Origin of the sequence: Enterobacter sp. WCHEn090032, assembly GCF_003986875.1 — a bacterium.
In the GTDB taxonomy this organism is placed as follows: Bacteria; Pseudomonadota; Gammaproteobacteria; order Enterobacterales; family Enterobacteriaceae; genus Enterobacter; species Enterobacter sichuanensis.
The window spans coordinates 52851-67207 of the sequence record NZ_RXRN01000007.1 but is presented as its reverse complement, the minus strand read 5'-3'; the positions used below and the strand labels follow the sequence as shown (position 1 = coordinate 67207).

16 protein-coding genes are annotated in these 14357 nt (G+C 60.1%); 5 read left to right on the top strand and 11 right to left on the bottom strand.

From position 1 onward, the window contains the following. Positions 1–6 precede the first annotated feature (6 nt). Positions 7–552 (bottom strand): electron transport protein HydN, encoded by a 546-nt coding sequence (hydN, locus tag EKN83_RS07765; protein ID WP_025757104.1) that lies wholly within the window; start codon positions 550–552, stop codon positions 7–9. Between the two features lie 134 nt (positions 553–686). Further along, entirely contained in the window at positions 687–1700 is a 1014-nt protein-coding gene (locus EKN83_RS07760) for a LacI family DNA-binding transcriptional regulator (protein ID WP_126800627.1), read from the bottom strand. 214 nt (positions 1701–1914) lie between these two features. On the opposite strand from EKN83_RS07760, the gene ascF reads away from it, so the two are divergent. Then, positions 1915–3366 carry a PTS cellobiose/arbutin/salicin transporter subunit IIBC gene (gene ascF / locus EKN83_RS07755; protein ID WP_025757102.1) on the top strand — a complete coding sequence of 484 codons (1452 nt, stop codon included), beginning with the start codon at positions 1915–1917 and terminating at the stop codon, positions 3364–3366. 18 nt (positions 3367–3384) lie between these two features. After that, positions 3385–4809 (top strand): 6-phospho-beta-glucosidase, encoded by a 1425-nt coding sequence (locus tag EKN83_RS07750; protein ID WP_095449247.1) that lies wholly within the window; start codon positions 3385–3387, stop codon positions 4807–4809. Positions 4810–4866: 57 nt separating this feature from the next. Here EKN83_RS07750 and hycI read toward each other — a convergent pair whose 3' ends face one another. The 9 genes from hycI to hycA all read right to left on the bottom strand — a co-directional run bounded on the left by hycI (position 4867) and on the right by hycA (position 12663). After that, the gene (gene hycI / locus EKN83_RS07745) at positions 4867–5340 is read right to left on the bottom strand and encodes a hydrogenase maturation peptidase HycI (RefSeq protein WP_094918873.1); all 474 of its coding nucleotides are present in this window, start codon (positions 5338–5340) and stop codon (positions 4867–4869) included. Next, entirely contained in the window at positions 5333–5743 is a 411-nt protein-coding gene (locus EKN83_RS07740; protein ID WP_047959335.1) for a formate hydrogenlyase maturation HycH family protein, read from the bottom strand. Before EKN83_RS07740 ends, hycI begins: the two co-directional genes overlap by 8 nt. Next, positions 5740–6507, bottom strand: a complete 768-nt coding sequence (locus EKN83_RS07735) for an NADH-quinone oxidoreductase subunit B family protein (protein ID WP_095452122.1) — start codon at positions 6505–6507, stop codon at positions 5740–5742. The genes EKN83_RS07740 and EKN83_RS07735 overlap by 4 nt, the downstream gene beginning before the upstream one ends. Then, the gene (locus tag EKN83_RS07730) at positions 6507–7049 is read right to left on the bottom strand and encodes a formate hydrogenlyase complex iron-sulfur subunit (protein ID WP_126800626.1); all 543 of its coding nucleotides are present in this window, start codon (positions 7047–7049) and stop codon (positions 6507–6509) included. The genes EKN83_RS07735 and EKN83_RS07730 overlap by 1 nt, the downstream gene beginning before the upstream one ends. A gap of 9 nt (positions 7050–7058) precedes the next feature. Continuing rightward, the gene (locus EKN83_RS07725; RefSeq protein ID WP_126800625.1) at positions 7059–8768 is read right to left on the bottom strand and encodes an NADH-quinone oxidoreductase subunit C; all 1710 of its coding nucleotides are present in this window, start codon (positions 8766–8768) and stop codon (positions 7059–7061) included. 15 nt (positions 8769–8783) lie between these two features. Then, positions 8784–9707, bottom strand: a complete 924-nt coding sequence (locus EKN83_RS07720; protein WP_095452119.1) for a respiratory chain complex I subunit 1 family protein — start codon at positions 9705–9707, stop codon at positions 8784–8786. Between the two features lies 1 nt (position 9708). Next, a complete protein-coding gene (hycC, locus tag EKN83_RS07715) occupies positions 9709–11523 on the bottom strand; it encodes a formate hydrogenlyase subunit 3 (RefSeq protein WP_126800624.1) in 1815 nt (604 codons plus the stop codon). Continuing rightward, the gene (locus tag EKN83_RS07710; RefSeq protein ID WP_094918878.1) at positions 11520–12128 is read right to left on the bottom strand and encodes a 4Fe-4S dicluster domain-containing protein; all 609 of its coding nucleotides are present in this window, start codon (positions 12126–12128) and stop codon (positions 11520–11522) included. The genes hycC and EKN83_RS07710 overlap by 4 nt, the downstream gene beginning before the upstream one ends. 70 nt (positions 12129–12198) lie before the next feature. Next, a complete protein-coding gene (hycA, locus tag EKN83_RS07705) occupies positions 12199–12663 on the bottom strand; it encodes a formate hydrogenlyase regulator HycA (RefSeq protein WP_025757092.1) in 465 nt (154 codons plus the stop codon). A 211-nt stretch (positions 12664–12874) separates the two neighbouring features. Between hycA and hypA the strand changes: the two genes are divergently transcribed. The 3 genes from hypA to EKN83_RS07690 are packed head-to-tail and all read left to right on the top strand — an operon-like array spanning position 12875 to position 14355. Continuing rightward, positions 12875–13225: a hydrogenase maturation nickel metallochaperone HypA gene (gene hypA, locus EKN83_RS07700; protein WP_025757091.1), complete on the top strand. Its 351-nt coding sequence runs from the start codon at positions 12875–12877 to the stop codon at positions 13223–13225. Between the two features lie 3 nt (positions 13226–13228). Continuing rightward, positions 13229–14092, top strand: coding sequence for a hydrogenase nickel incorporation protein HypB (hypB, locus tag EKN83_RS07695; RefSeq protein ID WP_126800623.1), 864 nt, complete (start codon positions 13229–13231; stop codon positions 14090–14092). Then, positions 14083–14355, top strand: coding sequence for a HypC/HybG/HupF family hydrogenase formation chaperone (locus EKN83_RS07690; RefSeq protein WP_045286037.1), 273 nt, complete (start codon positions 14083–14085; stop codon positions 14353–14355). The genes hypB and EKN83_RS07690 overlap by 10 nt, the downstream gene beginning before the upstream one ends. Positions 14356–14357: the final 2 nt, after the last annotated feature.

Sequence of the window (14357 nt, the reverse complement as noted above, 5' to 3'; positions counted from 1 at the left end):
AACGACTCAGAACAACAGCGATGACGATGTGTCGAACGCCGCGCGACGGCGCTTCTCGGCGCTCATCTGCTCAAGCTTATCGCGATCCACGCAGACCAGCGCGTGGGTCGGGCAGGCTTCCATGCAGGCCGGGCCGGCTTCGCGGTGGTAGCAGAGGTCACATTTATTGGCTTCGGCTTTCTCCGCCCGCACGTTCAGCCCCATGCCGCTGTTACGCACGACCGGACGAACCACCACTTCCATCGCGCCATACGGGCAGGCAACGACGCAGGTTTTGCAGCCAATACAGCGCTCCTGCATCACATGCACAAACCCTTTTTCACGCGCGATCGCCCCGTTCGGGCAGACGTTGGCGCACGGCGCATCTTCGCACTGACGGCAGATAGCGGCGGTGGAAATATTCACGCCTTTAATGACGTGGATGCGCGGTAAAAACGTCTCAGGGGTGAGCGACGCGCAATCCTGATCCGCCTGATGGGAAACCACGCACGCCACTTCGCAGGTACGGCAACCAATACACTTACTGGCATCGGCCATAATAAAACGGTTCATCTGCTTCTCCAGCATTACAGTTATGCGCGGAGATATTCATAAACCGTGCCAATTATTAAAGCTTTGATTTATCGCAATTTTATAATCGACACTGGGGCTGTCATCGTCATTTGTGACGATGACAGCTGTCGACATCAGCGATGCGGGCCGTCAATAACCGAGTCACGCAGGACCAGCTCACCGGAGAAGGTTTGCTGATATTTAAACTCACCGCCGTCGAGCATGAAGATCAGGCGGCTGATGGTCTCTTTAATCATCTCCGTCACCGGGATGCGCACGCTGGAGAGCGACGGCACGATGTAAGGGGCTATCGCCACATCGTCGAAACCGATCACCGACACCGCCTCCGGTGTCGCAACGCCGCTGTCATGCAACTGCTTCATGGCACCGATTGCCATATCGTCATTACTCGCCACCAGCGCGGTAAAGCGTTCTCCGCGCGCAAGCAGTTCGGCCACCGCCGCAGCGCCGCTGGCCGGGTTCCACTTACCCTGCGCAATCAGCCCTTCGCGCAGCGGAATGCCGTGCTGCGCCAGGGCGTCCTTGTAGCCGGAGAGACGCTCAACCCCGGTGGGGGAGTCCAGCGAGCCGGTGATAAACGCAATCTCCCGGTGCCCTTTCGCAATCAGCTGCGCCACCGCATCCTGGCTCGAGGCTTTATGATCGGACCAGACGCAGTGGCTGCTGTTTTTCCGCAGGCGGCGGTTGAGCACCATAATGGGCTGCTCGCACTTCTCGACGATCTCATCCATCTCTTCCACGCTCAGGAAACGCGGATAGATAATCACCGCGTCGCAGCGCATATCGAGCAGGTACTGGATCGCTTCGCGCTCCTCATCAGCGCTGTGCTTGCCGTCGGCGAGGATCAGCTGCCGCCCTTTTTCTTCCGTCATGCGCGCGGCGTGAAACAGCAGTTCGCTGAAGTAGACGCCGTGATACAAGGTGTTGGTCACCACCAGTCCCAGCGTCTGGGTACGTTTGGTCGCCAGGTTACGCGCCAGTAAATTCGGGCGATAGCCGCTCTCTTCAATGGCCTGAAACACCCGGTTTTTGGTCTCCTGGCTGACGTAGCCATTTCCCGACAGCACCCGGGACACCGTGGCCTTCGAAACGCCTGCCCGCTTCGCCACTTCAAGCATCGTGGTCATGTTGTTATTCCGTCTGAATCTGATGGACCGCAGTGTACTGCACTGCGGAAAAATTGTCGCAGCGGCAAAATCACGCTTTCAGCACGTCATTGCGATCTGCATCACGAAACGAAAATATGGTCAAAAAGCGATCTTGTTTCATCCATAAAAACTCATGATGATTATGTGGAACCGGTTTCCTACATTTCTCACAACGATAACAGGATCTCATCCGATGGCCAAAAATTACGCAGCGCTGGCGAACGACGTGGTCAGCGCGCTGGGCGGCAAAGAGAACATCGTCGCCCTCACCCACTGCATGACGCGTCTGCGCTTCGTTCTGAAAGACGAAAGCCTTATCGACGCGGCGCGCCTGAAAAGCATCAGCGGCGTGCTCGGCGTCGTGCGCAACGACAACCAGTGCCAGGTGATCATTGGCAATACCGTCTCTCAGGCGTATCGCGAGGTGGTGAGCCTGCTGCCGACTGACCTGCAGCCCGAGGTGCCGGAAGGGCCGCAGAAGTTGACGTTGCGCCGCATTGGCGCCGGGATCCTCGACGCGCTGATCGGCACCATGTCCCCACTGATCCCGGCGATCATCGGCGGTTCGATGGTTAAACTGCTGGCGATGATCCTTGAGATGACCGGCGTGCTGCCAAAAGGCGCACCGACGCTCACCATTTTGACCGTCATCGGCGACGGCGCGTTCTTCTTCCTGCCGCTGATGGTGGCGGCCTCGGCAGCGGTGAAATTCAAGACCAACATGTCGCTGGCGATTGCCATTGCCGGTGTGCTGGTCCACCCGAGCTTTATCGAGCTGATGGCGAAAGCCGCGCAGGGTGAACACGTTGAGTTCGCCTTTATTCCGGTGACCGCGGTGAAATACACCTACACCGTTATTCCGGCGCTGGTGATGACCTGGTGCCTGTCGTACATCGAACGCTGGGTGGATCGCATCACCCCGGCGGTGACGAAAAACTTCCTGAAGCCGATGCTGATCGTGCTGATTGCCGCCCCGCTCGCCATCGTGCTGATTGGTCCGCTGGGGATCTGGATCGGTAGCGCTATCTCCGCGCTGGTCTACACCATTCACGGTTACCTGGGCTGGCTCTCCGTGGCGATCATGGGCGCATTGTGGCCGCTGCTGGTAATGACCGGGATGCACCGCGTGTTTACCCCAACCATCATCCAGACCATTGCCGAAACGGGCAAAGAAGGGATGGTCATGCCGTCAGAGATCGGCGCCAACCTGTCGCTCGGTGGTTCGTCGCTGGCAGTGGCGTGGAAAACTAAAAACCCGGAACTGCGCCAGACGGCGCTGGCGGCGGCAGCCTCTGCCATTATGGCGGGGATCTCTGAACCTGCCCTGTACGGCGTTGCTATCCGTCTGAAACGCCCGCTGATTGCCAGCCTGATAAGCGGCTTTATCTGCGGCGCGGTGGCCGGTATCGCCGGGCTTGCCAGCCACTCAATGGCCGCGCCGGGGCTGTTTACCAGCGTGCAGTTCTTTGACCCGGCAAACCCGATGACCATCGTCTGGGTGTTTGGCGTGATGGGTCTGGCAGTGGTGCTGTCGTTTGTTCTGACCCTGCTTTTAGGGTTTGAGGATATCCCGGTCGAAGACGACGCCGAAAAAGCGCGTGCCCTGCAGAGCGCACCGGTACCGAACAACGCAGCAAAAGCATAAATTGAAAGCGAGGTAAGAATGTCTGTTTTTCCACAAGGATTTTTATGGGGCGGCGCGCTTGCCGCCAACCAGAGTGAAGGGGCTTACCGTGAAGGCGGCAAGGGACTGACCACGGTCGATATGATCCCCCACGGCGCGAATCGCCTGGCGGTAAAGCTCGGTAAGGAAAAGCGTTTTTCGCTGCGTGACGACGAGTTCTACCCGAGCCACGAGGCGATTGATTTTTACCATCGCTATAAAGAAGACATCGCCCTGATGGCGGAGATGGGTTTTACGGTGTTCCGCACCTCGATTGCCTGGAGCCGCCTCTACCCGAACGGCGACGAACCGCTGCCCAATAAAGAGGGCATTGCCTTCTACCGCGCGGTGTTTGAAGAGTGCAAAAAGTACAACATCGAGCCGCTGGTGACACTCTGCCACTTCGACGTGCCGATGCACCTGGTAACGGAGTACGGATCCTGGCGCAACCGCAAGATGGTGGATTTCTTCGCCCGCTACGCGCGCACCTGCTTTGAGGAGTTCAACGGGCTGGTGAAATACTGGCTGACCTTCAACGAAATCAACATCATGCTGCACAGCCCGTTCTCCGGCGCGGGGCTGGTGTTTGAGGAAGGTGAAAACGAAGACCAGGTGAAATACCAGGCCGCGCACCACGAGCTGGTGGCAAGCGCGCTGGCGACCAAAATCGCCCATGAGGTGAACCCGGAAAACCAGGTCGGCTGCATGCTGGCGGGTGGGAACTTCTACCCTTACTCCTGCAAGCCGGAAGACGTGTGGATGGCGCTGGAGAAAGACCGCGAGAACCTGTTCTTTATCGACGTGCAGGCGCGCGGCCGCTATCCGGCCTACTCTGCCCGCGTGTTCCGCGAAAAAGGGGTGGTGATTGTTAAAGATCCGGGCGATGACGAACTGCTGAAAAACACCGTCGATTTTGTCTCGTTCAGCTATTACGCCTCGCGCTGCGCGTCGGCAGACATGAACGCGGGCAACACCAGCGCGGCGAACATCGTGAAATCCCTGCGCAACCCGCACATTGAGGTGAGCGAATGGGGCTGGGGCATCGACCCACTCGGCCTGCGCATCACCATGAACATGATGTACGACCGCTATCAGAAGCCGCTGTTCCTGGTGGAAAACGGCCTCGGAGCGAAAGACGTCATTGATGAAAACGGCGAGATTAACGACGACTACCGCATCAGCTATCTGCGCGAGCATATCCGCGCGATGGGCGACGCGATTGAGGACGGCGTGCCGCTGATGGGTTACACCACCTGGGGCTGCATTGACCTGGTGTCGGCCTCAACGGGGGAGATGAGCAAGCGCTACGGGTTTGTCTACGTCGACCGCGACGATGCCGGCAACGGCACGCTGGACAGAAAGCGCAAAAAATCGTTCTGGTGGTATAAGAAGGTGATTGCGAGCAACGGGGCGGATCTGGAATAACCCCCTCACCCTAACCCTCTCCCCATAGGGGAGAGGGGACAAAACACACCCTCTCCCCTATGGGGAGAGGGCCGGGGTGAGGGGTTCAAACCCACCATTCCCCACCCACCCGGCAAGCCGTGAATACACCACGTCTACCGCCTCTTTCACTGGCGGCGTCATCGGGTAATAGAACCCGACAATGTCCGGCTGAATGCCCAGAAATAGTACCTCCCCCACGTCGTCCTTGATCTGATCCACCAGGTAATTCAGCGGCATATTGTGGGTGGTCATCATAAACATCTCTGCGATATCGTCCGGGTCAATCAGGCGGATCTCGCCGGGATTGAGCCCCATATCGGTGGCATCGACGATTAACAGTCTCTCCGGGCGCAGCTCGCGAATGGCCACCACGTCGTTTTCCGGCGCGCTGCCGCCGTCTATCACCACCCAGTTGCCCTGCGGGTTCGCGGCGCACATCTCCGCCAGCAGCGGGCCCGCGCCGTCGTCGCCCATCATGCTGTTGCCGACACACAGTAAAACGTCAGTCACGTAATCTCCTCACCATCAGGTAGATGGCGCTCTCCTGATGAATATCATGCAGCATGCCGAGCAGCGTTTTGCTCCATGCCTGCTGCCCGGGGGTTTGCCTGCTCAGCGCCGCGTCAAAGGCGTTGGCGAGCATCGCAATGTGGTTGGCGTCGATGACGATCTCACCGTACTTCGGCACGCCTTCCATTTTGCGCCGCGCCGGACTGCCCTCCTCCAGCGTGGCAATCCACGCCAGATAGTCTGACCACGGGCAGCTCAGCGCCGCTTCCAGGCAGTCAATCACCCCGAGGTGATGCCCAATCGCCAGGCTGTAATAGACCACCTGCTGCGCCGCATCCGGCGTGGCATCGTTCTCATCAATAAACTTACGGCTCAGCTGACTGAACACCACCGTTTCACTCATCGGATACGCGCCTCATCCACTACGCTGTTCAGGTTCGCCACAATCTCATTAAGACGCGGATCGTTTTCCGCCTCCAGCCAGCGTGCGACCTGATGCTCGCCCTGGCTCAGCAGGCGCAGATAATCGTCGGCAATCTGGCGGCCATAGCGATAGCCCGCCAGCCTGCGCGCCGTGCGGTCGACCTTCACCCGCAGCGGCTGCACCATGTCCGGGTGCAGAATGGCCGCAGGCTGGTTGTCGAGCTCGCCCGGCTCGCGGGCGTGGATTTTCTGCTCCAGCAGGCCAAGCGCCATCGCAAAGCCGTACAGCGTTGCGGCAGGCGTCGGCGGGCAGCCCGGAATGTAGACATCCACCGGCACGATTTTGTCGGTACCGCCCCACACACAGTAGAGGTCATGGAAGATACCGCCGCTGTTGCCGCAGGCCCCGTACGAGATGCAGATTTTCGGATCCGGCGCGGACTGCCAGGCCCGCAGCGCCGGCGAGCGCATGGCGCGGGTCACCGCCCCGGTAAACAGCAGGATGTCCGCATGACGCGGAGAAGGCACCACTTTGATGCCGAAACGCTCGGCGTCAAACAGCGGTGACAGGGTGGCGAAGATCTCAATCTCGCAGCCGTTGCAGCCGCCGCAGTCCACGCGGTAGACGTAGGCCGAGCGTTTGATTTTTTTCAGCAGCGACGCCTTCATCAGGCCGATAGATTCGTCCACCGTCATTGGCACCGGGATGCCGTTCGCGTCGCGCGGGCCGAGTAAATTGTCCATCAGCTGGCCTCTCTCATATGGCGGGTAATATCAATGCGGTCGGACGGCAGCAGGCATTTCTGCCGCTTACAGTCCGGACAGGTTTCAAAACTTTCCCGATGATGCTCCGCGCGGGCGTCACCGTTGTGCTGCAGCAGCGCGATGGCGTAGTCGATCTCTTTTTGCACGGCGAACGGACGCCTGCAGACGCGGCAGTGGCACAGGTCAAAGCGCGACTGCTGGAGGAAATCTTCTTTCTTCCATACCGCCAGCTCGTATTCCTGCGACAGACGAATGGCGACCGTCGGGCAGACCTCTTCGCAGCGGCCGCAGAAGATGCAGCGCCCGAGGTTGAACTGCCAGGCCAGCTCGCCGGTTTGAAGATCCGTTTCCACCGTTAAGGCATTCGAGGGACAGGCGTTGACGCAGGCCGCGCAGCCGATGCACTGCTGCGGGTTATGCTCCGGCTTGCCGCGAAAGTTTTTATCGACCGGCATCGGCTCCAGCGGATAGCGGCTGGTTTGCACACCGGTTTTGATCACTTTTTTGATAAAGGTAAACATGGCGAGTCCTTATTTCAGCGGCGAGTTCTTACGCTCGATGCTGTAGCGCTCAAGCTCTTTGTACGGCACCACCTGGCTTTTCTTCTTGCGCACGTCCACCACGGTCATGCGGTCGGTGCAGGAGTAGCATGGATCGAGGCTGCCGATGATCAGCGGCGCGTCGGAAACGGTGTTGCCGCGCAGCATGTAGCGCAGGGTTGGCCAGTTGGCGTAGGTCGCCGCACGACAGCGCCAGCGGTAGAGTTTCTGGTTGTCGCCGGTCATGCTCCAGTGGATGTCATCCCCGCGCGGCGCTTCGGCAAAGCCCAACGCGAAGCGGTTCGGAATATAGGTGAACCCCTCCACCAGCAGCGGGCCGCCCGGCAGGTTATCGAGCCCAAAGTCGATCATATTCAGCGCGGTAAACACCTCGTTGATACGCACCTTCAGGCGGGAGATGACGTCGCAGCCCTGCTCGCTGTGCACAGTCATCGGCAGCAGACCGTAGCCGACGAACGGGTGATCGGCGCGGGTATCGCGGGCGTGGCCGCTGGCGCGCACCATCGGGCCGACGTTGCTAAAATCGCGGGCAATTTCCGGGTCAAGACGGCCGATTCCCACGGTGCGCTGTTCGATATTGGGCGTGCTGAGCAGCATATCCACCAGCTCCTGCACGTCCCGGCGCATCTGCTGCGCCAGCTGGCGGGTCTGGATCATGTCGTTTTTGAGCAGGTCACGGCGGATCCCCCCGATCAGGTTCAGGCCGTAGGTTTTACGCGCCCCGGTAAGGATCTCCGCCATCTTCATCGACGCTTCGCGCACGCGGAAGAACTGCATAAACCCGGAGTCAAAGCCGACGAAGTGGCAGGCCAGGCCGAGGTTCAGCAGGTGGGAGTGCAGGCGTTCCACCTCCAGCAGAATGGCGCGGATCATCTGCGCGCGCTCCGGCACCACAATCCCCATGCCGTTCTCCACCGAAGTGGTGTAGGCGGTACTGTGGGCGAAGCCGCAGATGCCGCACACGCGGTCAGAAAGAAACGTGACTTCGTTGTAGCCCATGCGGGTTTCCGCCAGCTTTTCCATACCGCGATGGACGTAGAACAGGCGGTAGTCGGCGTCGATAATGTTTTCGCCGTCAACGAACAGGCGGAAGTGGCCCGGCTCATCGGAGGTGACGTGCAGCGGGCCGATCGGCACCACGTTGTTCTTCTTGCTGCCCAGCTCGTTGATAAACTCGTAGGTTTCGCTGTCGGTGGTCGGCGCCGGGCGCTGACGGTAGTCCATGCTGTCTTTGCGCAGGGGATAAAGTTCATCCGGCCAGTCGTCCGGCAGCACCAGGCGGCGCTCATCCGGCAGGCCGACCGGCACCAGGCCGTACATGTCGCGCACTTCGCGCTCGCCCCAGACGGCGGCAGGTACGCGCGGGGTGACGGACGGGTATTCCGGTTTATTTGGATCGACTTCCACGCGCACGGTGAGCCAGCACTTCTCCCCCTGCTCCATCGACATCACGTAGTACACAGCGTAATTGCCGCACAGCTGACGCTCGTCGTTACCGAACAGCACCGACAGCCAGCCGCCCTGCTGGTAATAGAGAAACTCCACCACCTCCGGCAGAGAGTTCACTTTTACGGTGATGGTTATCTGGTCTTTGGTTTGCCAGGACTCCTCCAGCACCACGCCGGGGAAAGCCTGATGCAACGCGGCGAGATACTGCTGACCTTTCTTTTCTTCAGACATAAAAACTCTCTTTAATCACGCCACCAGCAAGGAGACGAACGCTAAAAATGCAAAACCAAAACCGGCCCAGGTGATGCGCGACGTTTCCACAAAACGCAGGCGCGCCATGCTGTTTTCAAACAGGGCAATCACCAGCACGCCGACCAGCAGCTTGAGGGCGGCCACCACCACGGCCAGTACCAGACTGCCCGCGGAGAAGTGCGTCATCTGCCCCCACGGGAAGAAGACGCCGACAAACATCTGCAGCACTACCAGCTGTTTGAGGCTGATGCCCCACTTCAGCACCGCGAAGCCGTAGCCGCTGTATTCCGTGAGCGGCCCTTCCTGCAGTTCCTGCTCCGCTTCGGCCAGATCGAACGGCAGCTTGCCCATCTCGATAAACGTGGCGAACGCGCAGGCGCAGAGCGCCAGCACCAGCGGAATGGAGCGGGCAAGCGGCCAGTGGTAAACGGTGTGGGTGATAAAGCTGATATGGGTTGAACCCGCGACCTGGGCGGCGACCCACAGCCCCAGCAGCAGGATCGGCTCAACCAGCACGCCCAGCATCGCCTCGCGGCTGGCACCGATGCCGGTAAACGGGCTCCCGGTGTCGAGACCCGCAATCGCGAAGAAGAAGCGGGCGATGGCGAAGAGGTAGATCAGCGTAATCAGATCCCCGAGCGCAGGCAGGGGCGAGCCCACCGTCACCACCGGCAGCGCGGTGGCGATGGTCAGCATCACGCCCACCATCACAAACGGCGTCAGGCGGAAGACCCAGCCTGCAGCATCCGGGGCGACGCTCTGACGCGAGAGCAGTTTGAAGAGATCGCGGTACTCCTGAAGCACGCCAGGCCCGCGACGGTTGTGCATCCGGGCGCGCGCCACGCGGCTCACCCCGGAAAGCAGCGGCGCAGCGGCGAACAGCACCAGCGCCTGAAGAATTGCCAGTAACAGACTCATGTCAGGCTCCTCGTGAAATCACAATCACCACCAGCACCGCCAGCTCGATGACCGCCAGACGGCGGAACAGCACAGGCGCGGCGGCACTCTGCCAGCCCGGCACCCACTGCACCGGGTTCAGCCAGTGGCGCAGCTTCAGCACGGCGGCGAAGCTCTCTTTCACCGGCATGGCGAAACCGTGAGCGGTAATCACCATCGACTGTTCGTGTTCATAGCCGCAGGCCCACGCTGTCCCGCGCGAGCGGGAGACCAGTCGGTCGCGTTTGAAGAACAGCATCAGGATGAACGGCAGCAGCGGTGCGCCAATCAGCAGCAGCGCGACCATTGGCTGGGAAACGGTGGTATTCGCCACGGTCAGCGGCAGCGGAATGGCATTACCCAGCAGCGGCAGCAGCCACGGCGCGGCCACGCCGCCCGCGATGCAGCACAGCGCCAGCGCAACCACGCTTATCCCCATCAGTACCGGTGCGCAGCAGGCGTTTTCCGCCTCACGCGTACGCGGCGCGCCGAGGAAGGTGACGCCGTAAACTTTCGCCATGCACATCACTGCCAGCGCCCCGGTAATCGCCAGCCCGACCGCCAGCAGCGGCCCCAGCAGACGGGCGATAAACGCCTCGCTCTGGCCGAGCGCGAAGAAGGACTGGTAGATCACCCACTCCCCGGCAAAGCCGTTCAGCGGCGGCAGCGCGGCCATCGCCATCAGCCCGACCAGCATGGCGAGAGATATCACCGGCATTTTTTTGCCAATGCCACCGAGCTTTTCGATGTCGCGATGGCCGGTGCGGAACCAGACGCTTCCCGCCCCCAGGAACAGGGTGCTTTTGAACAGGCTATGGTTGACGAGGTGATACAGACCGCCGATAAACCCGGCGGCAATCAGCGCCGGTTGATTGAGCGCCAGACCGGTCACGCCCGCGCCAAGACCGAGCAGGATGATGCCGATATTTTCAAGGGTGTGATACGCCAGAAGACGCTGAATATTGTGCTCCATCAGCGCGTACAGCCCACCGACAAAGGCGGTAACCATACCGGCGAGAAGCAACACCACGCCCCACCACAGCGGCGGCTGACCGCCGGTCAGGGTGATCGTCAGAATGCCGAACAACCCGACTTTCATCACGACCGTGGAAAAGAGCGCAGCGGCGGGCGCTGAGGCATTCGCGTGCGCCTGCGGCACCCAGCCGTGCAGCGGGATGATCCCGGCCAGCAGGCCAAAGCCCACCACGCCCAGCAGCCAGACGTCGCTGCCCAGCGGCTGACCGTTAAGCGCCGCGAAGTCCAGCGTGCCAAAGCGTTGCCACACCCGCCAGCAGGCCAGCGCCAGCAGCAGCGTCCCGAGGCGTCCCAGCGCAAACCACAGTTTGCCGGAGGTACTGCACCCCGTCAGGAAGACGCCGCAGAGCGCCATAATCTCCGCCATCACCACCAGTGCGCCGAGGTTGCTGGCGGTAACGGTGCAGACCGCCGTCGCCATCAGCAGATTAATCAGCAGACCGTTGGCCCTGGTGTTTTGATGGCGGTGCCAGTCGATATTGAACAGGCTGATAAACAGCCCGCACAGGCCAAACGTCACCAGCCAGATGGCGTTCAGCGGCGTGATCGCAACGGAGTGACGGATGAGCGGCATGAGCGTGTCCACGGTGTGTCCGTCGAGCAGAACCATCCCGCCTGCCGCCAGCGTCATCAGGCTGCCGACCGCCCCGCCAATCCCGGCGACCCAGCCGCTCAGGGTTTTATGGAATGACAGAAGCCACGCCAGAACCGCGGTGGCCGCAAAGTACGCTACCGCGCTGGTCATCATCATCGCCGCGTTCATTTCGCCCCCTCGTTAAGCGTCTGTAGCAGAGAAAGGTCGCCAACATCGCTGTTGATGGTCAGCTCGCGTTTACGCTTGCGGGTACGGGCGATGTCGCGAATGTTAACCAGAATCAACGCGTTGGTTGGACAGGTGCGCACGCAGGCCGGGCCTTGTTCATCAAAGCTGCACAGGTCGCATTTCACCGCAACGGCGCGGATGCCGGGCACCCAGTCCAGCAGCGTGCTGACGCGTGCCGGAGCAGGCGGCGCGGGCGGGGCTTTTGGCGAGTTGGCATTCGCCGGAATATGCAGCGGGCGGCTGCCGGAAAATTCAATGGCGCCGAACGGGCAGGCAATGCCGCACAGCTTGCAGCTTACGCACAGGCTTTCGTTCAGCTGGACAGCGCCGTCCACGCGGGTGATGGCATTTACGGGACAGACACCCGCACAAGGGGCATCTTCACAGTGATGGCAGAGCTGCGGGGCAGACTCTTTTTCATTACGCATGACGTGCAGGCGCGGCATGGACTGCAGCCCATGCAGGCGATGCGTTTCCGAACACGCCGCCTCACAGGTTCGACAGCCAATACAGACCGTCGAGTCAGCAATTACAAAACGGTTCACCGGGTCATCCTCTGGTGATAGTCATTTTTGACGAAAAACTGTCTTGTCGACACTTTTCGACACACAGGGGTCAGGCCACGTTCGCTGAGGCATTTCCGTCCATCAGCTGCTTCAGATTGACCGGGAGATCGTGTTCAACGGCGGCGTACAGGCTGTTATAAACCGGGGCGATTTTTTCCAGATAGTGCTCCAGCACCTGCTGGCGATCGCGGTTGCTGACGTGGCCGTCCACCATGCCGTCGGCCATCAGCTGTGCTTTCGCAATACACTGTTTTTCGCCGTCTTTTGTCTCAAGGTGGTACTCAATGGTGTGGCTGTTGAAGTTATCCGCCAGGGTGACATTGATGATGAAATGGCCGAAGAGGACAAAGCGCATGTCCCCCTGCGCCGCACAACTCATCGCATGGTGAAGACGCGCTTTCGAGAGGGTGATGCCCTGAACCAGAGAGTTGCAGTAAAGATGCCACTGGTCCTGCAACTGCTGATGACGCTGCGCGATGTAATCTGCTTTTTCGCTGATTTCCCAAATAGTCATAAAAGGTATCCGTTTAATGGAGATAGCGGCTGTTAAGCAGATTCCATGCCAGTTTTTATCCAACTGATTTTTAAGAATTTTAATTAAAAACTGGCTGTCAACTTTGCGGTGTCGACGTGTCATTTCGACAGCGTTGACATCGACATGCCTTAACAGAAATCAAGATGGCATTGTTATTGCATTCAATGGCGCAATTCATTGAGGAGGCGTCATGCACGAAATCACCCTCTGCCAGCGGGCTCTGGAACTTATCGAACAGCAGGCTGTGCAAAACCACGCAAAACGCGTCACCGGCGTCTGGCTGAAAGTCGGGGCGTTTTCCTGCGTCGAAACCAGCGCCCTGACCTTCTGTTTTGAACTGGTGTGCCGCGGCACGCTGGCGGAAGGCTGCGAACTGCATATTGAAGAGCAGCAGGCGGAGTGCTGGTGCGAGCAGTGTCAGCAGTACGTCACCCTGCTGTCGTCGAAGGTACAGCGCTGTCCGCAGTGTCAGAGCACCTTTCTTCGCATCGTGGCGGATGACGGCATGCAGATCCAACGCCTCGAAATCGAGAAGGAGTAAAGTATGTGTAGTACCTGCGGTTGCGCCGAAGGCAACCTGTATATAGAAGGGGATGAACATCATCCCCACTCCGCGTTTCGCTCCGCGCCCTTTGCACCTGCCCCACGCCCTTCTGCGACATTGACCGGGATCGCTTTCGCCCCGCGACGATCCGATGCGGGCGATCTTCACTACGGCCACGGCGAAGCGGGTACCCACGCGCCGGGCATCAGCCAGCGTCAGATGCTGGAGGTGGAAATCAACGTCCTGGACAAGAATAACCAGATCGCCAACCGTAACCGTGCCCGCTTCGCCGCCCGCAGACAGCTGGTGCTGAACCTGGTCTCCAGCCCCGGCTCCGGCAAAACCACGCTGCTCACGGAAACGCTCAACCGCCTGAACGGGCGCGTCTCCTGTGCGGTGATTGAAGGCGATCAGCAAACCGTTAACGACGCGGCGCGCATTCGCGAAACCGGTACCCCGGCGATCCAGGTGAATACCGGCAAAGGCTGCCATCTCGATGCGCAGATGATCGCCGACGCCGCCCCGCGCCTGCCGCTTGAAGATAACGGCATCCTGTTTATTGAAAACGTCGGTAACCTTGTCTGCCCGGCGAGCTTCGACCTGGGCGAACGGCACAAAGTCGCGGTGCTTTCGGTGACCGAAGGCGAAGACAAGCCGCTGAAGTACCCGCATATGTTTGCCGCCGCCTCCATCATGCTGCTCAACAAAGTCGACCTGCTGCCGTACCTGAACTTCGACGTGGATAAATGCCTGTCCTGGGCCCGCGAGGTGAACCCGGATATTGAGATCCTGCTGGTCTCCGCTACCCGCGGCGACGGCATGGACAGCTGGCTACACTGGCTGGAGAACGAACGATGTGCATAGGCGTACCGGGACAGATTCATGCCATTGACGGTAATCAGGCCAAAGTTGAGGTCTGCGGCATCCTGCGCGACGTCGACCTGACCTTGGTGGGCAGCAGCGATGAAACCGGCGTCTCGCGTCTCGGCCAGTGGGTGCTGGTCCACGTGGGGTTCGCCATGAGCGTGATTAACGAAACGGAAGCCCACGACACGCTGGATGCGCTGCAGAACATGTTCGACGTGGAGCCGGACGTCGGGGCGCTGCTGTATGGCGAGGAGCGATAATC